This is a genomic window from Guyparkeria sp. (genome assembly GCF_041687595.1).
Taxonomy (GTDB): domain Bacteria; phylum Pseudomonadota; class Gammaproteobacteria; order Halothiobacillales; family Halothiobacillaceae; genus Guyparkeria.
The window spans coordinates 61909-88561 of the sequence record NZ_JAWLBP010000001.1; the positions used below are offsets into that span (position 1 = coordinate 61909).

At 66.8% G+C, this 26653-nt stretch carries 22 protein-coding genes; 15 read left to right on the plus strand and 7 right to left on the minus strand.

The window, feature by feature from the left end; all coding sequences use genetic code 11:
- From ACESL5_RS00330 to ACESL5_RS00340, 3 genes are all read left to right on the plus strand, one after another.
- Positions 1-1080 (plus strand): TolC family protein (locus ACESL5_RS00330; protein ID WP_372590784.1); only part of this gene is annotated, 1080 nt, incomplete at its 5' end.
- Between the two features lie 55 nt (positions 1081-1135).
- The gene (locus tag ACESL5_RS00335; protein WP_372590785.1) at positions 1136-2269 is read left to right on the plus strand and encodes an efflux RND transporter periplasmic adaptor subunit; all 1134 of its coding nucleotides are present in this window, start codon (positions 1136-1138) and stop codon (positions 2267-2269) included.
- A complete protein-coding gene (locus ACESL5_RS00340) occupies positions 2266-5586 on the plus strand; it encodes an efflux RND transporter permease subunit (protein ID WP_372590786.1) in 3321 nt (1106 codons plus the stop codon). Before ACESL5_RS00335 ends, ACESL5_RS00340 begins: the two co-directional genes overlap by 4 nt.
- Before the next feature lie 189 nt (positions 5587-5775).
- Here ACESL5_RS00340 and ACESL5_RS00345 read toward each other — a convergent pair whose 3' ends face one another.
- The 4 genes from ACESL5_RS00345 to ACESL5_RS00360 all read right to left on the minus strand — a co-directional run bounded on the left by ACESL5_RS00345 (position 5776) and on the right by ACESL5_RS00360 (position 9486).
- Positions 5776-6369 (minus strand): ABC-type transport auxiliary lipoprotein family protein, encoded by a 594-nt coding sequence (locus tag ACESL5_RS00345; RefSeq protein WP_372590787.1) that lies wholly within the window; start codon positions 6367-6369, stop codon positions 5776-5778.
- A gap of 108 nt (positions 6370-6477) precedes the next feature.
- A complete protein-coding gene (locus tag ACESL5_RS00350; RefSeq protein ID WP_372590788.1) occupies positions 6478-7446 on the minus strand; it encodes an MlaD family protein in 969 nt (322 codons plus the stop codon).
- Positions 7447-7463: 17 nt separating this feature from the next.
- A complete protein-coding gene (locus tag ACESL5_RS00355; RefSeq protein WP_372590789.1) occupies positions 7464-8183 on the minus strand; it encodes an ABC transporter ATP-binding protein in 720 nt (239 codons plus the stop codon).
- 94 nt (positions 8184-8277) lie between these two features.
- Complete coding sequence (locus ACESL5_RS00360) at positions 8278-9486, minus strand: MlaE family ABC transporter permease (RefSeq protein ID WP_372590790.1); 1209 nt, start codon at positions 9484-9486, stop codon at positions 8278-8280.
- A 241-nt stretch (positions 9487-9727) separates the two neighbouring features.
- On the opposite strand from ACESL5_RS00360, the gene rluB reads away from it, so the two are divergent.
- The 6 genes from rluB (at position 9728) to ACESL5_RS00390 (ending at position 14915) form a co-directional block, all read left to right on the plus strand.
- Entirely contained in the window at positions 9728-10708 is a 981-nt protein-coding gene (gene rluB / locus ACESL5_RS00365) for a 23S rRNA pseudouridine(2605) synthase RluB (protein WP_372590791.1), read from the plus strand.
- A 115-nt stretch (positions 10709-10823) separates the two neighbouring features.
- Positions 10824-11390, plus strand: coding sequence for a YqgE/AlgH family protein (locus ACESL5_RS00370; RefSeq protein ID WP_372590792.1), 567 nt, complete (start codon positions 10824-10826; stop codon positions 11388-11390).
- On the plus strand, positions 11390-11878 hold the full coding sequence (gene ruvX / locus ACESL5_RS00375; RefSeq protein ID WP_372590793.1) for a Holliday junction resolvase RuvX: 489 nt from the start codon (positions 11390-11392) through the stop codon (positions 11876-11878). Before ACESL5_RS00370 ends, ruvX begins: the two co-directional genes overlap by 1 nt.
- A 120-nt stretch (positions 11879-11998) precedes the next feature.
- The gene (pyrR, locus tag ACESL5_RS00380; protein WP_372590794.1) at positions 11999-12529 is read left to right on the plus strand and encodes a bifunctional pyr operon transcriptional regulator/uracil phosphoribosyltransferase PyrR; all 531 of its coding nucleotides are present in this window, start codon (positions 11999-12001) and stop codon (positions 12527-12529) included.
- 5 nt (positions 12530-12534) lie between these two features.
- A complete protein-coding gene (locus ACESL5_RS00385; RefSeq protein ID WP_372590795.1) occupies positions 12535-13548 on the plus strand; it encodes an aspartate carbamoyltransferase catalytic subunit in 1014 nt (337 codons plus the stop codon).
- A complete protein-coding gene (locus ACESL5_RS00390) occupies positions 13545-14915 on the plus strand; it encodes a dihydroorotase (protein ID WP_372590796.1) in 1371 nt (456 codons plus the stop codon). The genes ACESL5_RS00385 and ACESL5_RS00390 overlap by 4 nt, the downstream gene beginning before the upstream one ends.
- Positions 14916-14960: 45 nt before the next feature.
- Here the strand turns inward: ACESL5_RS00390 and ACESL5_RS00395 are convergent, their stop codons facing one another.
- Positions 14961-15698: a ThiF family adenylyltransferase gene (locus ACESL5_RS00395; protein ID WP_372590797.1), complete on the minus strand. Its 738-nt coding sequence runs from the start codon at positions 15696-15698 to the stop codon at positions 14961-14963.
- 55 nt (positions 15699-15753) lie between these two features.
- Complete coding sequence (locus tag ACESL5_RS00400) at positions 15754-16569, minus strand: TatD family hydrolase (protein WP_372590798.1); 816 nt, start codon at positions 16567-16569, stop codon at positions 15754-15756.
- Between the two features lie 244 nt (positions 16570-16813).
- Here ACESL5_RS00400 and ACESL5_RS00405 point away from each other — a divergent pair, with 244 nt between their 5' ends.
- Together ACESL5_RS00405 and ACESL5_RS00410 are read left to right on the plus strand one after the other, a co-directional pair.
- Positions 16814-17266, plus strand: a complete 453-nt coding sequence (locus ACESL5_RS00405; RefSeq protein ID WP_372590799.1) for an HIT family protein — start codon at positions 16814-16816, stop codon at positions 17264-17266.
- 103 nt (positions 17267-17369) lie between these two features.
- The gene (locus ACESL5_RS00410) at positions 17370-19961 is read left to right on the plus strand and encodes a putative bifunctional diguanylate cyclase/phosphodiesterase (protein WP_372590800.1); all 2592 of its coding nucleotides are present in this window, start codon (positions 17370-17372) and stop codon (positions 19959-19961) included.
- Positions 19962-20016: 55 nt separating this feature from the next.
- On the opposite strand, the gene polA is transcribed toward ACESL5_RS00410, so the two are convergent.
- A complete protein-coding gene (gene polA, locus ACESL5_RS00415; protein WP_372590801.1) occupies positions 20017-22734 on the minus strand; it encodes a DNA polymerase I in 2718 nt (905 codons plus the stop codon).
- A gap of 190 nt (positions 22735-22924) precedes the next feature.
- Between polA and ACESL5_RS00420 the strand changes: the two genes are divergently transcribed.
- The 4 genes from ACESL5_RS00420 to ACESL5_RS00435 are packed head-to-tail and all read left to right on the plus strand — an operon-like array spanning position 22925 to position 26610.
- A complete protein-coding gene (locus ACESL5_RS00420) occupies positions 22925-23644 on the plus strand; it encodes a TIGR00730 family Rossman fold protein (RefSeq protein ID WP_372590802.1) in 720 nt (239 codons plus the stop codon).
- A gap of 36 nt (positions 23645-23680) precedes the next feature.
- Positions 23681-24658 carry a homoserine kinase gene (locus ACESL5_RS00425; protein ID WP_372590803.1) on the plus strand — a complete coding sequence of 326 codons (978 nt, stop codon included), beginning with the start codon at positions 23681-23683 and terminating at the stop codon, positions 24656-24658.
- Positions 24655-25221, plus strand: a complete 567-nt coding sequence (locus tag ACESL5_RS00430) for a TRAP transporter small permease subunit (protein WP_372590804.1) — start codon at positions 24655-24657, stop codon at positions 25219-25221. The genes ACESL5_RS00425 and ACESL5_RS00430 overlap by 4 nt, the downstream gene beginning before the upstream one ends.
- 3 nt (positions 25222-25224) lie before the next feature.
- The gene (locus ACESL5_RS00435; protein WP_372590805.1) at positions 25225-26610 is read left to right on the plus strand and encodes a TRAP transporter large permease subunit; all 1386 of its coding nucleotides are present in this window, start codon (positions 25225-25227) and stop codon (positions 26608-26610) included.
- Positions 26611-26653 lie beyond the last annotated feature (43 nt).

Here is a 26653-nt window from a genome sequence, read left to right on the forward strand (position 1 = left end):
GGCTGGCATCAAAACTTCCAGACCTCCCTGAAGCTTCAGGTGCCGATCTACAACGGCGGCAAGATCCGCGAGATGCGCACGCAGGCCCAGGCCCTGTTGCAGGCCGCCGAGGCTGGCGACGAGGCGGCCCGCCAGCAGCTGGTCTTGCACACCATCGAGGCCTATGCCGGCATCAATACCGCGGAGGCATTCGTCGAGGTCGCCCATCAGGCACGCGAAGCGGCCGCCTCCTATCGCGATCTCTCCGAGAAGCTTTACAACGAGGGCGTGGTGACCAAGGCCGACCTGCTCAAGGCCGAGGTGAACCTCGGCGAGCGGGAACTGGACACGGAGGCCGCGCGCAACCAGGCGGACAACGCCGCCGACGGCCTCAAGGTACTGGCAGGGATCGACACTGGCCGCGCGATCGCGCTGCCCGAATCCATCGACGTCTCCCTGCCCGAAACCGACCTGGCCCAGGCACGCAACATGGCGATGGCGAAGAACCCCCGCATCCTGGCGCTCCGCGGGCGGATCGACGCGGCACGTGCCGAGGTCGACGTCGCACGTGCCGAATACAAGCCGCATTTCAACCTGATGGCCCAGCAGGACTTCAATGACGACTCGCTGGGCCTGCGCAATGACAGCTACACCGTCGGTGGCGTGCTCACCTGGCGGGTGCTGGATTTCGGCGCCCGTTCGGGCCAGGTCGACCGGGCGCAGGCGAAGGTCAACGCGAGCCTTGCCGAACGCCAGCAGGCGCTCAACCAGCTCCTCGGCCAGGTCGGCGAGGTCTGGCGCGCCGCCGACATGGCGGAAAAACGAGTCGAGGTGCGCCAGATGGCCATCCGGCAGAGCGAGGAAGCCGTCCGCCTCGAGAAGCTGCGCTATCAGCAGGGCCTGGCCACCATGACCGAGTTGCTCGCCACGCAGACCGAACTCGACAACGCCCGCGCCGAGCTCATCAAGGCGCACTTCCAGCGCACCATGCAGCGCGCCGCTCTCTGGCTGGCCATGGGCGAGCTGGCGCCCGATCGGGTGACAAACGAACCCGGCAACGCTGTCGCTGCGGCCCTGACGACCGCGTCGACCACCGATTGATCGGTCGCCCCAGACGGGGCGGCATTTCACGAAACATCGAGACGAGATCCATCTGATGACGAAACACGAGCCCAACCGGACATTCCCTCGTGCCTTCAGCCGAGTCCTGCTTGTCCCCGGACTGGTCCTCGGACTGGGGCTGGCTGGCTGCGGGGGCGACGACGTCGAACAGCAGCCGCCGGCCAACGCCGGCGTCGAGATACAGGGCGACTGGCTGACCGTGGACACGAGCCAGGTGGACGATACCGCCCTCTTCCCCGGTAGCGTGATCGCCAGTGACCAGTCGCCGATCGCCTCGCGCATGATGGGTTACATCCGTTCGATCGACGTGCGCGAGGGACAACAGGTCGAAAAGGACCAGGTCCTGCTGACCATCGATCAGAGCGACGTCGACAGCCAGATCCATCAGGCCGAGGCGGCGCTGGCCAAGGCCCGCTCGGGACTGGCCAACGCCCGTTCCAACTTCGAGCGTTTCGAGCGTCTCTACGCCGAGAACGCGGTCCCCAAGCAGCAGTTCGAGCAGATGCAGACCGCCTACGAAGTGGCCCAGGGCGACTTCCAGGCCGCCCAGGCCGCGGTCGAGCAGGCTCGCTCGCAGGTCGCCTACGCGCAGATCCAGGCGCCGTTCGACGGCACCATCGTCCAGCGCATGGTCGACCCGGGCCAGCTCGCCACCCCGGGCCAGCCCCTGCTGATGCTGCAGGGATCCGGCGACCGCGAAGTGCAGGTCGAGGTGGACGACCAGGCCTACGCCACCCTCGACGAGGGTGACGAGATCGAGATCGGTTACCGCCGCGCCGACGGCAGCCCGGCGACGTTCCGTGGAGAGGTGCTCCGCCTGGTAAGCGCGGCCAATCCGATCACCCGCACCCACACGGTGAAGATCAGCGTACCGGCGGACCTCGAACTCACCCCGGGCAACTTCGTCACCGTCAACATCGTGCTCGACCAGAAGCCGGCGGTGATCATCCCGGCGGACGCCCTACATGATCGTGCCGGCATGACCGGCGTGTTCGTCCTCGACGACGAGGACCAGGCCCGCTTCCGCGTGGTTCGCCTGGGCCAGGAGCGCGGCGACCAGGTCGTCGTGCTCGGCGGCCTAGAGAACGGTGACCGGGTAATCACCTCCGCCCAGGGACACCTGGCCAACGGCGTGACGGTAGTCAAGGCAGGTAACGCAGCCTCATGAGCAAGTCGCAGGAACAGGACAAGCCGAAGCTCAACCTGGCCGGCAAGCTAGCCGGCGGGTTCCTCTACTCCAAGATCACCGCCCTGATCATGATCGCCCTGACCCTGTTCGGGCTCATGGCGGTGCTGATCACCCCGCGGCTGTACAACCCCGAGATCGTGGTGCCCGGTGCGCAGATCTTCGTCCAGCGGCCGGGAAATTCCGCGGCGCAGATCGAGGACCAGGTGGTCAAGCCGCTCGAGGCCCTGATGGCGCGGCTGAAGGGCGTGGACCACACCTACGGCGTGGCCATGGATGACGTGGGCATGGTGACGGTCCAGTTCGAGGTGGGCAGCAACGAGGAAGACAGTCTGCTGCTGCTCTACAACGAGATCTCGCGCAACATCGACCGACTGCCCCCGAACACCAGCATGCCGATGGTCAAGAGCATCGGCATCACCGACGTGCCGATCATGTCGGTCACGCTGAGCTCCGACGCACTCGACAGCACCGAACTGCGCGAGGTCGGCCAGCGCCTGCTCGAACAGTTGCAGAACGTCCCCGAGGTGGGCACCAGCGAGGTGATCGGCGGTCACAAGCGCATTCTCGCGGTCAACGTCGATCCGCAGCGGCTGGCCGCCACCGGCGTGTCGATGACGCAGTTGAGTCAGATGCTCGAGGGCGCCAACGTCGTCCTGCCCGGCGGCGCAATCACCCATGACAACCGACAGTTCCGACTGCGAACCGACGCTGCCTTCAAGGGGCCCGGGGACCTGGAGAAACTGGTAATCGGCCAGCACGAACAGCGGCCCATCTACCTCGATCAGGTCGCCTCGATTCGGTACGCACCGGAGGAAAACGACCAGATCACCACCCACGCCTTCGGACCGGGCAACGCCGCCGGCAAGCCGGCCGGGGACCCCAAGGCCGCGGTGACGGTCACCATCGGCAAGCGGGCGGGCGCCAACGCGGTCAACGTGGCCGGGGCCGTGAAGGAAAAACTTGCGATCATCGAGCGCGAGCTTCTGCCCGAGCAGGTCGAGATGAGCATCACCCGCGACTACGGCGATCGGGCCGATGACGCGGTCAACACGTTGATCGAGCATCTCGGCGTCGCCGTGCTCGTGGTGCTGATCATCCTGTTCTTCTTCCTCGGCTGGCGGGAGGCGCTGATCGTCACCCTGACCGTTCCGCTGACGCTGTTCGTGGTGCTGGGCGTGGGCTGGATCACGGGCCAGACGATCAACCGTATCTCCCTGTTCGGCCTGATCCTTTCGCTGGGCCTGCTGGTCGACGCGGCGATCGTCGTGATCGAGAACATCCACCGGCACCTGCACGAGGGCAAGAATCCCTCCTTCTCCGACCTGCTGGTCCGCGCGACAAACGAGGTCGGCAATCCGACCAACATCGCCACGCTGGCGGTCATCCTGGCCTTCGTTCCGATGGCCTTCGTCTCGGGGATGATGGGCCCGTTCATGCTGCCGATCCCGATCAACGTGTCGGTGGCCATGATCGCCTCGCTGATCCTGGCCTACATCATCGTGCCGTGGACCGCCTACCGATGGCTGGGAGCCAAGGCGCGCAAGGCGCTCGCCCACCGCGAAACGCTCGAGGGCGACCCGAACCACGAGGACTGGCTGATGCGCAACTACAAGCGCATCACCAGGCCACTGCTGGGCTCCCGAGGGCTTTCATTGGTGTTCCTGCTCTTCGTCCTCGGACTGATGATCGCCTCGATGCTGATGCCGGCGTGGCAGTTCGTCCGCGACTCCGGCATGAACGGGCCGCTCTCCCCGGGCGGGGTGAGCCTCAAGATGCTGCCCGAGGGCAACGTGGATACCTTCCTGCTCGAGGTCAACACGCCCGAGGGGACCGCCACCGAGCGCACGGCCATCGTGGCCGACGCCGTCGGCGCGGTACTGGCCCGGAACGAGTACGTGACCGACTACCAGACCTACGTCGGCCGGACCGGACCGCTCACCTTCGCCGGCATGGTCCGGGGCGACATGATGCGCCAGGCACCCAACATGGCCCAGATCCGCGTCAACCTCATCGATCGGCACCATCGGCCGAACACCAGTGACGTGGCACTCGAGGCCTGGGAGCAACTCGGCTCGGTTCGCGAGCAGTTCGCGGACTCGCGCATCAAGCTCTTCCTGACGCCTCCGGGACCACCGGTCCGCGCCCAGGTGCTCGCCCGCATCCACGGCCCGGACTACGAGACGCTGCGCGAGATCGCCGGTCAGGTGAAGGAGCGCTTCGGCGACGTCTACGGCATGATCAACATCGACGACACGGTCACCTCGGACGCCCCGGAATACCGGATCGAGGTGAACCAGACAAAGGCGCTGCAGTCGGGGGTGGCACCGGCGCAGATCGCCAAGGTCGTGCACGAATACGTCAACGGGCAGACACTGGGAACGGTGCACGGCACCGACACCTCGGAGCCGGTCAACATCGTGCTGCGTCTGGATCAGGCCAACCGCGCCTGGATTCGCCAGATCCGCGACCTGACGGTTACCAACCAGCAGGGAACGGCGGTCAAGATCGGGAACCTGGTCGACATCCGCGAGGGCAACGTCACCAAGCCGATCATGGACCGGGATCAGCATCCGGTAGTGTTCGTCCAGGGCGACCTGCTCGGCTCCAGCCCGGTCTATGCCACGCTGACGCTAAACAAGTGGCTCAACGAGATGGAGCTGGCGAACAACGTCGAGATCAGCACCGGCAATCTCGGCTTCGTCGATACCCAGCCGGACGACCTGGAGGGCTACCAGGTCCTCTGGGGTGGCGACATGCGCCTGACGCTGGACGTGTTCCGCGACCTTGGCGCCGCGTTCATCGTCGCACTGGTGTTCATCTACCTGCTGCTGGTCGCCTACTACCAGTCGTTCATGCTTCCGGTGATCGTGATGGGTGCGATCCCGCTCACCCTGGTCGGGATCTTCCCGGGCCACTGGCTGTTCGACATGCCCTTCAACGCCACGTCGATGATCGGCTTCATCGCACTGGCGGGGATCGTGGTGCGCAACTCGCTGCTGCTGATCGACTTCATCCTCGATTACCGGAAGGAAGGTTACGGCCTGATGGAATCGGTGCTCGAAGCCGGTGCCGTGCGGTTCCGTCCGATCCTGCTGACCGCCCTGGCGATCATGTTTGGCTCGGCGATCATGCTTACCGATCCGGTTTTCGGCGGCCTGGCCGTCTCGCTGATCTTCGGTACCTTCGCCTCCACGATGCTGACGCTGCTGGTGATCCCGATCATGTACTACTTCTGGCAGCTCGATCAGCAGATCAAGGCCGAGAAGCGGGCACGCAAGGCCGATAACGCCGCCTGACGCGGATCGCTCCGTAGCATCACAAGAAAAGAGCGGCCACCTGTCTCCAGGTGGCCGCTTTTCTTTTGCTCATGGGTACTGACGGAAAAGCCCGGATCGCCAAGCAATCTGGCTGGAGGCGCGTCCCGGCCCGAAATCCAGCCGGTCAACTGTCTCGATTCGACGGGACACCCCTTCTCCAGTGGAGGATCAGTCGGGTATGGCACCCTTCGACGAGATCGCGCGGGCCGCCAGCTCGCGCCCGTCCCGAACGAGCTGGGCAAGCAGAACGTTCACGAGTTCCTGCGTCCCCCGTGCATAGTGTGCTGCATCGTTTTGATCGATTTCGACCTGCTCGTTGAACACCATCGAGTGGACCAGTACCCGCTCGGCCGCGCGCGACCAACTGCAGGCCACCCTCACTTCCACCCGCCCCGCGTCTGCCTCGATGACGTGTTCGAGACGGTTGATCTCGCAATACAGGCCCAGATCGGCGGGCACTCGTGCCCCGCCCCGGACCACCCCGCGCACCCATGGCTGGGCGGTAAGCGTCTCGTCTATGACCTCGTTGAGCATCACGGCCGGCGAAGCAGCCCAGCGGTTGTCCCGGTAGTACGCGATCGACTGCTGATCGGTGCTGTAGGCCATGTCGCGGCGGTCGATGCCGCTGGCAGCTCGCGTCTCGACCAGGCGCAGCACCACGCGACGGTCGTCGGCAAGCGGCGCGCTCGTTTCACCGGCAGGCAGGAAACGCCACTGTCCCGGCTCCTGGCCGCGCTCCGGCAGGGAGGCACAACCCGCCATGACGGCCCCGACCAGGATCAGCGCCGATCCGCCAACGAACCGGACCGAATTCCGTGTGGGAACAGAAGGTTGGGCAACAGTATTCACATCATGACTCATCATTTCGTTTCAGCGTTCCTCTCCCGGCCCGGGAGGACGTTCGGTGCCGCCGAAGAACACGCGAGAAGGGTCTTCGTCCAGCGTCGAGGTGAATGCCGACAGTCGGCGCGAGAGCTCGCGCACGTCCCGGATCAAAAGGCTGATGTCGGGCAGTGTCTGGCGCGAGATCTCCTCCGCCGCCTGCTCACCCGCCGAGCTGAAGCGCACGGTCGCCTCGGTCGCCTGGGCGACATCATCGGCGGCTGCCTCGAACGTGTCCATGGTGCCGGAGACCCGGATGATCGCCCGGTCGAGAGCATCGAGCGTCGATTGTGCCCGGGAGACGAGTTCGGCGCCTCCGGCGGTCATCTCGGCGGTGTTCTCGGCCGTTCGCGAGGCATTGCGGACCAGCGCCTGCAATTGCTCCCTTTCCTCGGCCAGTGCAGTCGATAGCTGGTTGAGGTTGGTCAGGGTCTGCTCCAGTGCCACGAGGTTCTCCTCGGAGAAGACCCGGTCGAACCGCTCACTGATGTTCACCACCTGCACCATCGCTTCGTTGATGCCGCCTTCCAGCTTGGAAAACAGGGACGGTTCATAGGGGATCTCGGGGCAGCACTGCCCCTCGGCCGCCTTCAGGCGCTCCCCCACCGCCCCACCCTTGAGGTTCAGCACACTCAGGCCGGTGACCCCCTGCAACTGCAGTCGTGCGGTGGTATCGCTACGGATCGGCACCGTCGACTCGATCATCACGTCGATGCGGATCTTCTCGGGATTCTCGCGATCGATACGGATTGCGTCGACGTAACCGACATCCACGCCGTTGTAGTAGACGTTGCTGTTGCTGTTCAACCCGGTCACGCTGTCCGTGGCGTACACGACGTAGGGCGTGTACTGCCGGGCCGATCCGCCCGTGTACAACCACCACGCGGTCACCAGGCCGGCGGCGAAGAGGATCAGCACGAACAGGCCGACGACGCTGTAATTGATCCTGGATTCCATATGTTTCCCGTATTGACCTATCTCGAGCTCTCGGCCAGTTTTGCGTAGCTCTCGGAGCGCTCCCCACGAAAATAGGCCTGAAGCTCCGGTTCGTCACGTCGGGCGAGCGCCGCGGCGGGCTCGAACGCCAGCACGCGCTTGCGGGCGAGGAATGCGACCAGGTCGGAACCCCGCCAGATCGAATCGAGATCGTGGGTCGCCTGCAGGACCGTCAGCCCGAGCGAGTCACTCAGCTCCCGGATCAGTTGATCGAAAGCGGCCGCCGAGATGGGGTCCAGCCCGGAGGTCGGCTCATCGAGCACCAGAAGCCGCGGATCGAGGGCCAGCGCCCGTGCCAGTGCCGCGCGCTTGACCATGCCGCCGGACAACTCGACGGGGTACTTGCCGGCGGCATCGGCCGGCAGACCGGCCAGCAGCACCTTGCTCATGGCCAAATCCTCGAGCCACGTTCCGCAAATGCGGGTGTGCTCGCGGATCGGGAGCATGACGTTCTCCAACACCGTCAGTGCCGTGAACAGCGCCCCACCCTGGAACAGCAGGCCGATGCGGCGACGCAGGCGGCGGCGGGCCTCCTCTCCCATGTCGCTGACATCCCTGCCGAACAACTCCACCCGCCCGGCATTCGGTTCGCGCAGCAGGCTCAGGGTGCGCAGCAGCACGGTCTTGCCGCTGCCCGACCCACCGACGAGCGCAACGATGCGACCGGCCGGTATCTCGAGATCCAGGTCCTCATGCACGCAGGTCTTCCCGAAACAGTTGCGTATGCCCGTCAGTCGGACAATCGGGCCTTCGCGGGAGGCTGATTTTTCTGTCTCGTTCACGACCGCCTCCCTAGTAGCCCATGAGGTTGAACAGCACGGAGAAAAGCGCGTCGATGACGATCACCAGGAAGATGGCCTGCACCACGCTGACCGTCGTCGCCCGGCCGACCGCCAACGCGCTCCCTGACACGCGCATGCCCTGCATGCAGCCGATTAGCGCGATCACGACGGCGAATACCGGCGTCTTGACCAGACCCAACATCAGTGTAGTCAGGTCGACCACCTCGGGAACCCGGTCCATGTAGACCGTGAAACCGATATCGAAACGATAGGCCGCGACAACCGCCCCGCCCAGCAACCCGAGGAGATTGGCGAACACGGTCAGCAACGGCATTACCACCACCAGCGCTATCACCTTGGGCAGGATCAGCATGTCGAACGGCGAAATGCCGATCGCGCGGAGCGCGTCGATTTCCTCGGTAATCCGCATGGTGCCGAGTTGCGCCGTGTACGACGAGCCGGTCCGCCCAGCGACGATAATCGCCGCCAGCAGGGGCCCCATCTCGCGGAGCGTGATGATCGACACCAGGTCGACGATCAACACGTTGGCCCCGTATTCAGACAGGGCCGCCCCACCCTGATAGGCCATCACCATGCCGATCAGGAACGACAGCAGGCCGACGATGCCCAGCGCCCGCAGACCGGCGGCCTCGATTTCGGCGATCACCTCGCGCCAACGAACGCGCCACGGCAAGAACAGCACTCGCCCACCGCGCACGGCCAGTTCCCCGATGAATGCGAGAAAGGCGTTCGTCTCCACGAGCTTGCCCACTGTCCCGCGTCCGATCGCCGCAAGCCACCCATCCCGATGGGGCGCGGATCGGTCCCGCGGGGGCAGTTTCTCGCGCACCAGGCGAATCAGCCGAACCTGCTCATCGGGGAGGGAGTCGATATCGACTTCGCGCCCCTCCGTCTCGAGTCCGTCGACCAGCCGCGCGATCACCAAGGCCCCGGCACTGTCCATCTCCTCGGGCGATCCGACCAGGCGGACGGCCGTACCTTCCCCGCCCAAGGCGGGCAGCCGCTGAGCAGGCTGCTCGAGCCAGTCACCCGAGTCGGGAAGCGCTTGGAGCGTCCACCGCCCCGCCACACGGATGGCCGGAATAGCCCCCTCGACACGCTCGAGCTCAAGGGTCGGCGCGTGTCCCGAACGCTCGTCCTCGGGGAGAGCGCGGGAGGGTCGTTCCGTGTTGCTGCTCTGCGGTCCGCTCGCCGGCATGGTTCGCTGCACTCAGGGGGGGTGGTCGGGCAGGCCTTCGCCGACGGGCGCAGACAGCTGCCGTGACCTTCAGGTTAGGTGCAATCGCTACCGGATTCCATCCCGGAGCCCCTCGGGGCCGTCGCGGCCTCATGTCAGGCGCGGGGATTCCTCATCCCGAACGCCAGAACCCGGCCGGGCTGTTAGAATGTCGCCCCATTTCCGACGGGGTCCCGGTTGTCCGCGCGACACCTTGCCCCGCATGACCGAGACGAGAGGCTTTCCCATGGAAAAACAGCGCTTGCAGAAGGTTCTGGCCGCCATGGGACTCGGTTCCCGGCGGCGGATCGAAGGCTGGATCAGCGAAGGGCGGGTTCGGGTCAACGGCCAGACCGCCTCGCTGGGCGACCAGGCAGGTCCCGGCGATGCCATCGAGGTGGACGGCAAGCGGGTCGTGGTCCCCGACGTGCGACCGGTTCGCCGCGTGCTGATCTACCACAAGCCCGAGGGGCAGATCACCGCCAACCACGACCCCGAAGGCCGGCCGACCGTCGCCGAGAATCTCCCGCCGATCACGGAAGGCCGCTGGATCACCGTCGGGCGCCTGGACTTCAACACCAGCGGCCTGTTGCTGGTCACCAACGACGGTGAACTGGCCAACCGCCTGATGCATCCGAGCTACCAGATCGAGCGTACCTACGCCGTGCGCGTGCTGGGCGGGCTCGACGACGAACAGCAGAACCGGCTGATCGAGGGCGTGGAACTCGAGGACGGCCAGGCAAGTTTCACGCGACTCGCCGATGCCGGCGGCCAGGGGGCAAACCACTGGTACCACGTCACCCTGCACGAGGGGCGAAACCGCGAGGTCCGGCGCATGATCGAGGCGGTCGGGGGGCAAGTCTCCCGCCTGATCCGGATCAGCTACGCCGGCGTGACGCTGCCGCCGCGCCTGCGGCCCGGCAAGATCCAGGAACTTCCGCCCGAGACCGAAGGCGCACTGGCCGAGCTGGTGGGGCTCAAACCGGAAACTCGCCACAAGACCCTCGGGCGACACGACGCGCGCCGGGCGCACAAGCCCTTCAAGGCCGGCAAGCCGGCCCGGGCGGCCCAAAAGCGCCCCTCCCGTCGCGACGGCAAGGGCCCGGAGGTCCATTCACTCAAGCGCGACACCACAATCCGGTCCCGCAAATCGCGCAACCGGCCCGAACGCGGCACAGGCGGCAAGCGCGGCGGGACTCGCTGAGCCGAAACCCCCGGCTCCTGCGACCTCACGCCGTGGCCTCGGCTCGGCCCCTGCACCCTCATTCAAACCGGGGGTCCTTGAGACCGGGGCGAAAGACACCAATACTCGGAACATCATGCAAGAAGAACGCACCAACCTGACAAACCAGTTGCTCATCGCCATGCCCACGCTGGAGGACCCGAACTTCAGCCACAGCGTGACCTACGTCTGCGAGGACAACGACGACGGGGTCATGGGCATCACTGTCAACCGGCCGCTCGATCTGAACCTCGGCGACATCTTCGACCACATGAAGATCACCTGCACCGATCCCGAGGTCCGGGCCCGACCCGTGTTCATGGGCGGGCCGATCGACCTCGAGCGCGGCTTCGTGCTGCATGCTCCCCACGGTGGCTGGGACTCGACCCTCGAGGTCACCGACCGCATCGGCCTGACCACCTCCAAGGACATCCTGCAGGCACTGGCCGATGGCGCGGGCCCCTCGCGGGTGATCGTCGCGCTGGGCTACTCCGGCTGGAGCCGCGAGCAGATGGACAGCGAGATGGCCGAGAACAGCTGGCTGAACGTCGAGGCCACCGAGGAAATCCTGTTCGAGCAACCGGTCGAGGAGCGCTGGACCACGGCGGCACGGCAACTGGGGATCGACATCAACCTGCTCTCCGGCGAGGCCGGACACGCCTGATGACCGGGCCGGCGGCAAGCGTCGAACGCGTGCTCGGCTTCGACTATGGCGAATGGCGCATCGGCGTGGCCGTCGGCGACCGGCGCATCGGCAACGGTCGGCCGCTGACTACCCTGCACAACCGAAATGCCGACCAGATCGATTGGCAAGCCGTAGAGGCGCTGGTCGAGGACTGGCAGCCCGACGCCCTGGTGCTCGGCTGGCCCATCGACGACGCGGGACGGTGCTACCCGATCGCCGCGGCCATCCGCCGCTTCGGCAACCGGCTCCGCGAACGGACGGGTCGGCCGGTATTCGTCGTCGACGAGCGGCTGAGCTCCGAGCAGGCCGCCGAGCGTCTCGGTCGCCGGGCGATCGACCGCGACAAGGGCCGGCTCGACGCCATGGCGGCGGCGGTCATCCTCGACACGTTCCTGGAGCAACCCGACGCCCGCTCGATCGAGACGGTGCCCCGCAGCGAGGTAATGGAGAACCTCGTAGGCAGGTGAACGGCGGGGCACGACTTTCGGCGGCACGAACCGCTCCGTGGTGCCGCCCTCGACTGCTAGAATGCGGCCTGACCGGGCCGGAAGGGCCCTTAACCACAGAAACCGCGAGACGCCCTCGGAATGACACAGACCGACCGCCTGCAGCCGGCGAACACCGCGATCGAGTACCTGGAGACGCAGATCCGCGCCTCGCTGGACCGGGGCGAACTGGACAACCCGCTCATCGTCGGCATCCATACCGGCGGCGTCTGGGTCGCCGACGCCCTGCACCGGGCACTGGACTGCCGTGACCCGCTGGGCCGTCTGAACATCACCTTCTATCGTGATGATTTCAATACGCTAGGCCTGCATCCGCAGGTGAGCCCCTCCGATCTGCCGTTCGCCGTGGAGGATCGCGATATCATCCTCGTCGATGACGTGCTGTTCACCGGACGCACGGTGCGCGCGGCGATGAACGAGCTGTTCGACTACGGACGCCCGCGCCGGATCGCCCTGGCGGTCCTCTACCAGCGCAATGGCCGGGAGCTGCCCGTCTGCGCGGACTGGATCGGCCAGGAACTCGAGCTCGGCGACGACGAGCAGATCCACGTGGATGGCCCCGACCCGATGACCGCCCGCATCGTCACGAGCAAGGAAGCCCAGGAGAGCTGAACACCATGGCCGTCAAGTTCGTTCGACCGAAGATCCCGAAATTCGCTCCCGATCCCTGGGCAATCCAGTTCGACGACCAGGGGCGCCTGCGGCACCTTCTCACCATCGAGGGCCTGGGCCCGGAATGGATCACGCGCATTCTCGACACCGCCGAAGGCTTTGTCTCGGTGACCGACCGCGAGATCAAGAAAGTGCCTCTGCTGCGCGGGCGCACGGTGGTCAACCTGTTCTTCGAGGCGTCGACCCGTACGCGCACTACCTTCGAACTCGCCGCCAAGCGCCTGTCGGCCGACGTGCTGAATCTCAACCTGGCCACGTCCGCGACCAAGAAGGGCGAAAGCCTGCTCGACACCCTGCACAACATCGAGGCGATGCAGGCGGACATGTTCGTCATCCGTCACGAGGAATCGGGCGCGGCCCACTTCATCGCCCGGCACGTTGCCCCCCATGTCTCGGTGCTCAATGCCGGCGACGGCTGGCACTCGCATCCCACCCAGGCGCTGCTCGACGCCTTCACGGTGCGCCGGCACAAGGGCGACTTCACCCCGCTGCGGATCGCGATCGTGGGCGATATTCGTCACTCGCGAGTCGCCCGCTCGCAGATGCACGTGTTCAACTCGCTCAACGTCGGGGAACTGCGGGTGATCGCCCCGCGCACCCTGCTCCCCACTGACGTGGACAAGCTCGGCGTGCGGGTCTTCCACGACATGCGCGAGGGCCTGAAGGACGTGGACGTGATCATCATGCTGCGCCTGCAGCGCGAGCGCATGGAGTCGGGCCTTCTGCCCAGCGAGGAGGAGTACTACCGGCTCTACGGCCTGACCGAGGAGAAGCTCGGCTGGGCGAAACCGGATGCCATCGTGATGCACCCGGGGCCCGCCAACCGGGGGGTGGAAATCGAGTCGTCCGTCGCCGACGGGCCGCAGTCGGTCATCCTGGAACAGGTATCCAACGGCATCGGTGTGCGCATGGCGGTAATGAGCCTGTGCATGAGTGCCAGTGCCACGGGGGAAGCATGAAGGACGCACCACGTAATCTCGGCATCGACTACGACCCGGTGCGCCACCCGGAAGGCTGCCGCCCGGGCATCGACTGCGCCCACTGGGTGATCCGTGGCGCACGGCTGCTCGACCCGGCCTCGGGCCTCGACCGCGTCGACGACCTCTACCTCGCCGACGGGCGCATCGTCGCGATCGGCGAGGCCCCGGGCGACTGGCCGGGCGACCATGCCGAACACGTCTGCGCCTCGGGCCACTGGCTGATCCCCGGCGTGATTGACGGCTGGGCACGGCTGCGCGAGCCGGGCCTGGAGCACAAGGCCAGCATCGCCACGGAGAGCGCCGCTGCCGTGGCCGGCGGCATCACCACCCTCGTGATGCCGCCCGATACCTCGCCCGTGCTCGACACCGTGGCCGTCGCCCGCTACATCAAGCGCCGCGCCCAGCTCGCCGGGCGGGCCCGCGTGGTGGCCATCGGTGCGATGACCCAGCAGCTCGGCGGTGAACTGCTCGCCGAGATGGCCACCCTCGACGAGGGTGGCTGCGTGGCCGTGTCCAATGCCCATTACCCGTTCGCGGACCTGCGTCTGATGCGCCGGGCGCTGGAGTACGCGGCGACTTTCGACCTGCAGGTGCTGATCCAACCACTCGACCCGTCGCTTGCCGCACGCGGTTGCGCCCACGACGGTGCCGTAGCCACGCGTCTCGGCCTGCCGGGACTGCCGGTCTCGGCCGAGACCGCCCCGCTGGCGCAACTGATCGCCATGATCAGCGAGACCGGGGCCCGGGTTCACATCCCGATGCTCTCCTCGGCCGAGGCGGTGCGGCTGGTCGAACGGGCACGGGCCGACGGCCTGCCGATCACCGCCGGCGTCACCGCCCACCACCTGTGGCTCACCGAGATGGACACCGACGCCCTGGACCCCAACAGCCACGTGATCCCGCCGCTGCGCACGATCCGTGACCGTGATGCCCTGCGTCGCGGCCTGGCCGAGGGCGTGATCGACACGGTCGTCTCGGACCACCAGCCGCACGAGCCGGACGCCAAGCTCGCCCCCTTCCCGGCCACCGAGCCGGGCGTCTCGGGCCTGGAATCCCTGCTGCCGCTGGTCCTCAAGCTGGCCGACGAGGGCGAGATCAGCCTCGAGCGGGCCCTGTCGGCGGTCACCCGCAACCCGGCAGCCCTGTACAACCTCAACGACGCCGGCTCACTGGCCGTCGGTCAGCGAGCCGACCTGGCCCTCATCGACCCGGACGCGATGTGGAGTCTCGACGAGGTAGGCATGCAGTCGGCAGGCGAGAACTGCCCGTTCACGGGCTGGGACTTCGGCCACCAGGTAACGGCGACCTGGGTCAACGGGCGACGGGTCTTCCTGCGCGAGGAATGAGCCCTTCGGCTGCGAGCCGGTCGACCACCGTGGCGGGCCTTGGGCTCAACGCTCGCCTTCGAGCAGGCGACGGATGATCTCTCCGGCCACCATGTGGCCAAAGAGGTTGGGCAGATAGCTGATAGTGCCGTTGACCGCCCGCGGCTGGCTGCCGTCTGCAGTCGGTTCGTGCGGGGCGGGCTTGCGCGGCATCTCCTTGGAATAGACCACCGGGAAGTCGGTCGGGGCACCGGCCTTGCGCAGGCGCCGACGCAGCACCCGCGCCAACCCGCAGCCGTGCACGTCGTCGAGTTTTGCCACCCGCATCAGGCGCGGATCGATGCGGTTGCCTGCCCCCAGGGCCGTGAAGCTACCCCGCCCCTGTTCCCGCGCCACCGCCAGCAGACGCGCCTTGACGGCGATCGAGTCGATGCAGTCGGCGACGAAGTCGGGCTGGTGCTCCGCGAGAAAGCCTTCCACCCCCGAGACGTCCAGGAACGTCGGGCAGGCGACCAGCTCGACGTCGCTCCGGATCGACGCCAGCCGCTCGGCGGCCACCTCGGCCTTGGACCGCCCCAGGACCGGCCGGGTGGCAAGGAGCTGACGGTTGAGGTTCGAGGCCACGAAGTGGTCGTGATCGAGCAGCAACAGCCTGCCGACACCGGCCCGCGCGAGCGACTCGGCGCAGGCACCACCCACCCCGCCGAGCCCGGCGACCAGCACGGTCGTCCCTCTCAGGCGCTGCAGCCCCTCCTGGTGGATCAGGAGTTCGGTTCGCTCGTCGACGGCGTTGTTCTTGTGCACGGAAGGCCTCCTGTCTTGGGTGGGCGCATTGTACCCAAACGCACCCGGCCGGATTTCATGCCCCGGCGCAATCGGCGGGCAGGCCGAACAGTCGGGCCGTGTTCCCGTCGATCACCGCGGCCAGTTCGCCGATCTCCATGTCGCGCAGGCGCGCCAGCGCATCCAGGTTCTCCGGAAGGTAACCGGGCAGATTGCGCTCGCCCCGATGGGCGTGTCCCGGTTGGTTGGGCGCGTCGGTCTCCAGCACCAGGGCCTCGAGCGGCAGCTGCCGGATCATACGGTGAACCCGGTGCGCCCCGGGATGGGTGACCGCCCCGCCGACACCGATGAAGAAGCCCTCGTCGATGAACTGCTTGGCCTGCTGGACCGAACCGACGAAGCCGTGCACGACGCCGCCGGCATGACGGTGCCGCCGCAGCCAGTAGAGCAGCCGGTCGGCCGACTTGCGTTCGTGAAGGATCACCGGCAGACCATGCGCCCCGGCCCAGTCGAGCTGGGCGACGAACAGCGCGTTCTGCCGATCGGGCTCGACGTCCGCGGCGAAGTCGAGCCCGACCTCGCCGACGGCCACCATTGCCGGCTCGTCACACGGCGTTTCCTCGCCGAGCCAGAGCCGATCGAGCGCAGCGATCGCCGTTTCCGGATCCACCCGGTCGGCCCACCACGGGTGGCTACCGAACGCCGGCAGCACCGGCAACCCCTCGGCGCGCACGGTGTCCATCGCCTGTCGCTGGGCGGGAAAATCCTCCGGCGAAACCCCCACGGCCACCAGGCGCTCGACACCATGTTCCAGGGCGTGCCTCGCGACCTTGCCCAGATCGCCGGCAAAAACCTTGGCCTCGAGGTGGCAGTGCGTATCGGTCAGCGGCACGGGACATCTCCTCCAGGGTCGTCTACTCGATCGCAGACAAGCATACGCGAGACGAACCGTGTATCCCGCCGCCTCTCACGAGGTACAATCTGCTTATGCCGACGACGGGCCGACGGCGGAACGCATCAGCCCGCACCGAACCAATGGAACCGCCGGTGCCCCGGGCCGTCGAAGCGTCAGAACGGTGCCGCCGCGCACTGTCGCTACGGCCGACCGGATGTCGGCACCGACCTGGGAGAAACGGATGACCGAACCTGCCCGACCCGTCCACGAGGGCTGGACCCTTCACCCGCGGCTGCTGCTCGACAGCATCCCGATCGTCGAACACGACGACATCCAGTTCCGTCTGGTCAACGATCGCCGGTTCGTCTGGGTTCTCGTGATCCCGATGCATCCCGGCGCGGAACAGCTCCACCGTCTGCCGCCAAAGATGCGCGAGAACGCGCTCCGATGGGTCGACGCCACCTGCGCCACCCTCGACGAAGTCTATGACCCGGAGCGGGTGAACGTGGCCGCGATCGGCAACGTCGTCGAGCAACTGCACATCCATTGTGTCGCCCGTTTCTCCGATGACCCGGCCTGGCCCGGGGTCGTCTGGGGATTCGGCGAACGCGAGCCGGCCGAACCCCTCGAACTGCTCGGTCGGGTCCGGCGAATTGCCGCTGGACTCGCGAACAGGCATGGGCGACACTCGTAATCTGTTTCATCCGGACCCCGATCTGCCAGGACGGCAAGATAACGTGCCGCTGCCGTCAATCCGACGACCGGACAACGACTGACAAGGAACCAGGACGACCCGAATGAGATTGCTCCCCCTCTCGCTGCAATTCCTGATTTTCATCGGCATCCAGCTGGCCCTGAGCCTCGGACTGGTGTTCTACCTGGGCAACCTCGCCCAATCGAACTACGACACCTTTGCCGAGGCCAGCCGGGGCTTCGTGGAGACGCAGAAGACCATCGAGGACATCCGCAGCGACTACGCCGTGGTCGCCGCCCGGGTCGAGAGCGAGACCGCGGCCTTCTCGCCGGGCGAACGCCGTGATGTCACTGAACTCTCCAGCGAACTCAAGCAGATCGCCGCCACCGCCAGGAACAGCGTGGCGCTGTCCTCCCTGCGCGAGAACCAGCCCGAAGCCATCCAGGGCTTCGCCTCCGCCGTCGACCATCAGGCCGCCAGCCTTATCGCTGCCTCGCAGGAAGTGCCCGCGGCCGACGAGCGGCGCGTGGCCCACATACAGGAACGGCTGGCCGAGGAACGAGCCGCCGTGATGACGGCCGGCTTCGGCCGACTGATCGACGCGGCCAACCGTGAACTCGAGAGCACCATGCGCGCCATCCGCAGCGCCAACTCGGCGGTCATCGGCAACTACCAGATGATCCTGATCGTGTTCGTGGCCCTCCAGGCCCTGCTGCTCGCGGTCGTGCTCTGGCTCGTCAACCGGCAGATCCGGCAACTGGCCGACGTCACCGAGCGGATCGTAGCCGGCGAGGCCACCACCACCGGCAAGCAGCACAAGCGTCACGATCAGCTCGGACGCATCGCCCGTGCCGTGCACCAGTTCCGCAGTTCGGTCGTCGCCCTGTCGAACTCCCGCGAGCAGCTCCAGGCGATACTCAAGAAGCACGACAAGGAATCGCTGAGCCGCCGCCAGGCCGAGGACTCCCTGCGCCTGACAGCCTCCGTGTTCGACGAGGTCCAGGAGGCCGTGCTGGTCACCGACGTCCAGGGTTACGTCACGCGCGCCAACCCGGCCGCGGAGAAGCTCCTCGACCTGAACGCCTCGGACCTCGGCAAGCGGCCGCTGCTCGAGATCCTGCTGGCCCAGCCCGCCCGGGTCGTCGCCCCCATCTGGCGACACGTCCTGGAGAAAGGCGAATGGCGCAGCGAAATCGAATTCACGAGGGAATCGGACGGCAAGGCTCTCGTGGCGCTGGTCTCCATCCGCCTGGTAGGCGAACCGCGGGAGAAGCGCGGCCACGTGATCGTCGTGATCAACGATCACACCGATATCCGCGCCCGGGAACGCGAGATCATTTCCCTGGCCCGCGAGGACGTGGTCACCGGGCTACTCAACCGGGGCTTTTTCGTCCAGCAGGTCGACGACCGCATCCACGCCCAACCCGAGCAGCCCTTCGCCATGATCGCCGTCGGCCTGGACCGCTTCACCTCGTTCAACGAGGCACTGGGCCGGCGCTTCGGCGATCGCATCCTCAAGGCGATGGCCGAACGCCTGGAAAAGCTGACCGAGCCGGCAAGCCTGCTCGCACGCATCGATGGCGATACCTTCGGCTTCCTGGTCTTCGCCGAGAATGCCAGCGATCTCGATGCCATCGCGGCCCAGGCCATGAAGCGCTGCCAAGCCGAGATCACCCGGGAACTCGAGCTGGCCGGCTACCGCCTGGACATCCGCGCGAGCGTGACCTCCGCCGACTACCCGGACGAGGGGAAGAACGCCGAGGACCTGCTGCGGATCATCGACAATGGCCTGTCGCAGGCCAAGGCCAGCGGTGGCAACGCCATCGTCGGTCACGCCGAAGGGCATACCCAGGCGGCGCAGCGCCGTTTCGAGCTGACCCAGGCGCTGGGCAAGGCGCTCGGCAACCGCGAGATGCGGGTCTACTACCAGCCCCAGGTGGCACTCGGCACCGGCGCCACGCTCGGCTTCGAGGCCCTGATGCGCTGGCGCTACCGGGGCGAGTGGATCTCGCCGAACGAGTTCATCCCGCTGGCAGAGGAACACAACCTGATCGGTGAGCTGACCGAGTGGGCACTGTCCCATGCCTGCCGCCGAATCGCCGACTGGCAGCGCCAGGCCGGCCAGGAACTGACCATCTCGATCAACCTGCCGCCGCAACTGCTGCTGCTCGACAAGATCGACCAGCAACTCGAGGGGCTGGCCCGCTCGGCCGACCTGCCGACGTCCTCCGTCGTGCTGGAGATCACCGAAAGCGACTTCGGCAAGGATCCCAGCCTGCTGGTGGAACAGCTCCACCGGCTGGCGATGCGCGGCTTCTCCATCGCGATCGACGACTTCGGCACGGGGCATTCCTCGCTGGCCTACTTGAACAGCCTGCCGATCAGCAAGCTCAAGATCGACAAGCGATTCGTCGACGACATCGTCACCAGCGAGGACGCCCGCAAGCTCTTCGGCTCGATCCTCGCCATGGCCGAGCAACTCGAGTTCGAGATCGTGGTCGAGGGCGTCGAGACCGAGCAGCAGCTCGTCGAGCTGCGCAAGTTCGGCAGCCGCCTGCAGGTGCAGGGCTTCGTCTTCTCCCGTCCCTTCGACGAGGACTACTGGGACGGCGAGTTCATGCACGGCAAGCCGGGCAATTACCCGGTACCCAACATTCAACCCCAGCGCTCCCCGACGCAAACGGCCGGCAACTGATCGCCGGCCGGGTCATCGAGCAATACCGGGCCCGTCGGCCCGGGCCCGCGTCGGCTCAGTGCGCCTCGTCCCAGCTCTCGCCGATGCCGATGCCCACTTCCAACGGTACCTTCAGGGAGGCGGCGGCGATCATCGTCTCCTCGATCTCGCGGGCCAGCGACTCGGCCTCGTCCATAGGGACCTCGAAGATCAGCTCGTCGTGCACCTGGATGATCATCCGCGCCCTTCCGGTCGACACCACGCTCTCGTGCAGTGACAGCATCGCCCGCTTGATGATGTCCGCCGCGGTGCCCTGCATCGGGGCGTTGATGGCCGTTCGCTCGGCATACTGGCGACGCTGGTTGTTGCGGCTCTTCAGTTCCGGCAGGTACAGCCGCCGGCCGAACACCGTCTCGACATAGCCTCGCTCGTGGGCCCGCTCGCGGGTCTCGTCCATGTAGCGGGCCACGCCGGGGTAGCGGGCGAAGTAGCGCCCGATGTAGTCCTGCGCCTCCGCGCGCCCCACTCCGATCTGGCGGGCCAGCCCGAAGGCGGACATGCCGTAGATCAGGCCGAAGTTGATCGCCTTGGCCGCACGGCGCTGCTCATCGGTGACCTCGCCCCCGTCGGCGAACACCTCGCGGGCGGTGGCCCGGTGGATGTCCTCGCCGCGCTCGAAGGCCTTCAGCAGCCCCTCGTCCCCGGACAGGTGCGCCATGATGCGCAGCTCGATCTGCGAGTAGTCGGCCGATATCAGCCGGTGTCCCGGATCGGCGACGAACGCCTTGCGGATCCGCCGGCCCTCCTCCGTGCGCACCGGGATGTTCTGCAGGTTGGGATTGGACGAGGACAGACGCCCGGTGGCGGTGACCGCCTGGTGGAACATGCTGTGCACCCGGCCCGTATCCGGGTCGATCCGCTCGGGAAGCCGGTCGATGTAGGTGCTCTTGAGCTTGGTCAGGCTGCGGTAGTCGAGGATCATCTGCGCCAGCGGATGCTCGTCGGCCAGGGCCGACAGCGCCTCCTCGTTCGTCGACGGTTCGCCCTTGGGCGTCTTGACCTTCACCGGCAGTCCCAGGCGCTCGAACAGGATCTCCTTCAACTGCTTGGTCGACCCGAGGTTGAACTCGCACTCGGCGGTCTCGCGGGCGCGCCGCTCGATCTCGGCAATCCGCTCGGCGATCGCCGCACCCTGGGCGGCGAGCTGCTCGCTGTCGATCGCCACACCGGCCCGCTCCATGGTGAAGAGCACCGGCACCAGCGGCCGCTCGATCGTCTCGTAGACGGACATCAGCGCCGGCACCTCGGCCAGTTTCGCCCGCAGGCGATCGGCCAGTTGCAGGGTGATGTCGGCGTCCTCCGCCGCGTAGGGCGCGGCCGTCTCCAGCTCGATCCGGTCGAAAGTGAGCTGCTTGGCCCCCTTGCCGGCAATCTGCTCGAAAGTCGTGGTCTGGCGAGCGAGCTCGCGCCCGGCCAGCGTGTCCATGTCGTGGCGAGAGGCCGTCGGGTCGAGCACGTAGGATTCGAGCATGCTGTCGTCCACCAGCCCGCGCAGTCTGATGCCGTGGTTGGCCAGCGCGTGCATGTCGAACTTGGCGTTCTGCAGGATCTTGGTCGGCCGCTCGTCCTCGAGCCAGTCGCGCATCCGTTCGAGCACCGTCTCGCGCTCGAGCTGGCCCGCGATCCGACGCCCCTCGGCGTCCACATGCGCCAGCGGCACGTAGGCCGCCTCGTGCGGTTCGATAGCGAACGAGAGCCCCACCACCTGCATCTGCATGGGCTCGAGCGAATCGGTCTCGGTGTCGATCGCGACCCTCGGGGCCTCGCGCAGTCGCTCCAGCCAGCGTGCCAGCGCGTCGGCATCGGTGACCGTCTCGTATTCGACCTCCGGATTCGCGGCCGCGTCACCCGGCTCGCCATCGCCTCCCGGCACGTCCTGCTCGCCGAACCAGCGGCGCAGGGTATTCAACCCGTAGCGATCGGCCATGGCGAGCCCCGTCTGCACGTCGGGCTCCTCGATCACCAGCTCGCCGAGCTTGACCGGCAGCTCGCAGTCGGTACGGATCGTCACCAGGTGCCGGCCGACGGGCAGGAAGTCGAGCGAGTCGCGCAGCGACTGGCCCACCTTGCCCTTGATCTCGTCGGCGTGCGCGATGATCCCGTCGAGCGAACCGTACTGGTTCAGCCACTTGGCGGCGGTTTTCGGCCCGCAGCCCGGCACGCCGGGGATGTTGTCGACGCTGTCGCCGACCAGGGCGAGGTAGTCGATGAACTGCTCGGGCCGGATGCCGTATCGTTCGACCACCGCATCGACGTCGGTGGTCTTGTTGCTCATGGTGTTGACCAGGGTCACGCCAGGGGCCACCAGTTGCGCAAAGTCCTTGTCGGCCGTGGCTACGATCACTTCCTCGTTGTTCTCGCGGGCCTCGTGCATCAGCGTACCGATGACGTCGTCGGCCTCCACGCCCTCGATACACAGCAGCGGGAATCCCAGCGCGCGCACCAATGCGTGCACCGGCTCGATCTGCACGCGCAGGTCGTCGGGCAGCGGGGGTCGGTGTGCCTTGTACTCGGGGTAGATGTCGTCGCGGAAGGTCTTGCCCGGGGCGTCGAACACCACGGCCATGTGGCTGGGATCGGCCTCCCGGCGCAGCTTGAGCAGCATGTTGATCACGCCGTGGATCGCGCCGGTGGGCGTGCCGTCGGGGGCGTTCAGCGGCGGCAGGGCGTGAAAGGCTCGGAACAGGAACGAACTGCCGTCGACAAGAATCACGGGCCCGTTGCGATCGGTCATGGTAGGATTTGCCCCTTTGAAACCGTGGGTTGGAAAAGCCGAGCGCAAGTCCGGGCGCGGCTTGCCGGCCATTGCCGGAACCCACCGGGGACTCGCGCAGGCGGCGTCCTTGGATGCGGATACTATGCCACAGGCGGCCAGCCGGCCGGCCCGACCACGGTTCGAACCCGATCGCGATCAGCCACCGACCATGAGCAGAAAGCTACCCCATCACCCGACCCGGCTGGACCAGAAGCAGCGCCTCTCGCAGGAGTCGTGGAAGGTCTTCCAGATCATGGCCGAGTTCGTGCAAGGCTACGAAACGCTCGCCAGCATCGAGCCGGCGGTGAGCGTCTTCGGCTCGGCACGCTTCGACGAGGACAACCCCTGGTACGAACTGACCGTCGAGATCGGCGAGAAGCTCTCGGACGCGGGTTTCGCCGTCATCTCCGGCGGCGGGCCGGGCATCATGGAAGCGGCGAACCGCGGCGCCCAGGCCGGCGGCGCACCGAGCGTGGGCCTGAACATCGCCCTGCCCCACGAGCAGCAGGACAATCCCTACCAGGACGTCTCGCTGCACTTCCAGCACTTCTTCGCCCGCAAGGTGATGTTCGTCAAGTACGCCTCGGCCTACGTCATCGTACCCGGCGGCTTCGGCACCCTCGACGAGATGGCCGAGATCCTGACGCTGGTGCAGACGGGAAAGACGCGTCGCATCCCGATCATTCTGGTGGGCTCGTCGTTCTGGGAGGGGCTGATCGCCTGGTTCCGTGACCGGTTGCTGGCCGAGAAGACCATCAACGAGAGCGACATGGAGCTGTTCACGCTCTGCGACACGGCCGACGAAGCCATCGACGCGATCTTCGACTTCTACCGTAACCGCGGCGTGACAGCCACCGAGGAGGAGCAGGAGAAGCTCCTCGACCTGTAACGCCACCCGAACATCCTTCACAGCCAAGAGACCGTCATGTCGGTTTTCACCACAGTCGATAGCGATCAGCTCACCACTTTCCTCGACCAGTTCGACTGCGGGGAACTGGTCGAGCACAAGGGCATTGCCGCGGGCATCGAGAACACCAACTACTTCGTCACCACCACCGGCGGGCGGTACGTGCTCACCCTGTTCGAGAATCACGGTGCCGACGAGCTGCCGTTCTTTCTCGACCTGATGGCCTACCTGGCCGAACACGACATCCCCACCGCCCACCCGGTGCCCACCCGTGACGGGGCCTACCTCACCGAACTCAACGGCCGTCCGGCCGCACTGGTCCAGCGCCTGACCGGGGGATCGCTCGATCATCCCGACCCGGCTGCCTGTGCCGAGATCGGCCGGACGCTGGCCCGCTTCCACCTCGTGAGCGCCGACTTCCCCGAGTACCGCGCCCCGGACCGCGACCTGGCCTGGGCGGAAGAGACCGCTGACCAGCTCCAAGGCGCGGCGACCGACGACGAGAAGGCGCTGCTGGCCGACGAACTGGCCTTCCAGCAGGGGCAGCCCCGGGACGACCTGCCCCGCGGGGCGATCCACGCCGACCTGTTCCGCGACAACGCCCTGTTCGACGACGGACGACTGACCGGCATCATCGACCTCTACTACGCCTGCACCGACGCCTTCGCCTACGACCTGGCCGTCACCGTCAACGACTGGTGCACCGACGAGCATGGCCGCAGCCTGGCGGCCGAGCGCGATGCACTGCTGGGCGCATATCTCGCCGAACGGCCCTTCACCGCGACCGAGACCAGCGCCTGGCCGGGACTGCTGCGCGCCGCCGCCCTGCGCTTCTGGGTATCGCGCATGCAGGACAAGTACTTCCCCCGCGCCGCGGCCATGACCTACATCAAGGATCCCACGCCTTTCCGTCGCATTCTCGAGGCCCATCGCGAGACCGGTGAGGCGCTCGCCGACTGGATCGTGGACAACCAGCCGAGCGGAGTGGCCCGATGAGCGCAAGCCACGACAGATCCGCTCTCAGCCGGCTCATCGACCGGCTCGACGCGGTCAACGAGTGGACCGGACGGTTCACCGCCTGGCTGGGGCTCGTGCTCACGCTGACCGTCTTCGCCGTCGTCGCGCTGCGCTACGGCTTCAACGACAGCGACCAGTGGCTCTCCGAGTCCATCTACTACTGGTTCGCACTGATGTTCATGCTCGGCATGGGCTACACCTACCGCCACGACGGGCACGTTCGCGTCGATGTGCTGGCGCGCAAGACCTCGCCCCGGCGACGGGCCCGGATCGAGATCGTCGGGGTCATCCTGCTGCTCTGGCCGGTCTGTCTGTTCATTGCCGTCTCCAGTTTCGACTACGTGGACAATGCCTGGGCGCTCCGCGAGGGCTCGCCGGAGCCCGGCGGGATCCCGCTGCTCTACCTGCTCAAGACCCTGCTGATCATCATGCCGGCGCTGCTGTTCTGGCAGGGGCTGGTCGAGTTGCTGAGATCGGTGGCCGTGCTGCGCGGCGCGGACCCGACCGTTCCGACGCGCGGCGACGTCGAGGAGGGGATGTAGACCATGGAATGGCTTCTGCTCCTGATGGTGCTGACCGTCTTCGCCGCGCTGATGAGCGGCTTTCCGGTCGCGTTCGTCCTCGCCGGCGTCTCGCTGCTGTTCGCCGGGCTGGGCACCCTGCTCGGCCAGTTCGACAGCGGGCTCCTGTCGGCCATGCCCAATCGCCTGTTCGGCATCATGCTCAACCAGACCCTGGTGGCGGTGCCGCTGTTCGTGCTCATGGGCGTGCTCTTGGAGAAGGCCCGCGTGGCCGACGACCTGCTCGAGAACATGACCGCCCTGTTCGGTCGCCGGCCCGGTGGGCTGGGCCTGTCGATGATCCTGGTGGGCGCGATCCTCGCCGCGAGTACCGGCATCGTCGGGGCGACGGTGGTCACGCTGGGACTGATCGCCCTGCCCGTGATGCTCCGCCGCGGCTACGACCCGAAACTCGCCAGCGGCTCGGTGGCCGCCGCCGGCACCCTGGGCCAGATCATCCCGCCGTCGATCATCCTGGTACTGCTGGGCGACCAGCTCTCGAACGCCTACACGCAGGCCCAACTCGACCAGGGTATCTTCTCGCCGGAAACCGTGGCCGTGGGAGACCTGTTCAGCGGGGCCCTGATCCCGGGGCTGATCCTGGTCGCAGCCTACGCCGCCTACATCCTGTTCGTCGCCTGGCGCCAGCCCGAACGTGTCCCGGGGCTGTCGGAGGCCGAGCTGGCCCAACGCCCGCCCATCGGCCGCCTGCTGCTGGCTCTCGCCCCGCCGATCCTGCTGATCGTGCTGGTGCTCGGCTCGATCATGGGTGGCATCGCCACGCCGACCGAGGCGGCCGCGGTCGGGGCGGTGGGCGCACTGGTCCTCGCGCTCGCCAAGCGCCGACTGACCCTGCGCGTGCTCCACGAGAGCCTGACCAGCACCCTGCGGGTGACCGCAATGGTGTTCATGATCTTCATCGGCGCCTCTATCTTCTCGCTGGTCTTCCGCGGCTTCGGCGGCGACGACATCGTTCACGACCTGCTGTCCGGCCTGCCGGGCGGGGCGCTCACCGCCCTGTTGATCGTGATGGTGCTTGTGTTCCTGCTCGGCTTCATGCTGGATTTCATCGAGATCACGTTCGTGGTGGTCCCGATCGTCGCCCCGGTGCTGCTGATGATGGGCATCGACCCGATCTGGCTGGGCATCCTGCTGGCCGTGAACCTGCAGACCAGTTTCCTGACCCCGCCATTCGGCTTCTCGCTGTTCTACCTGCGCGGCGCGGCCCCGGCGAGTATCGAGACGGCCCAGATCTATCGCGGCGTGCTGCCGTTCATCGCCATACAGATCGCCGTGCTGGCCCTGCTGATCGTCTTCCCCGACCTGGTCACCGCCCTGCCGGAGGCGCTGGACGTCCGCTCCAGCCAGTGACGTCGTAATGTCTTTCGACACGCAACATCACCGACCCGCCGGT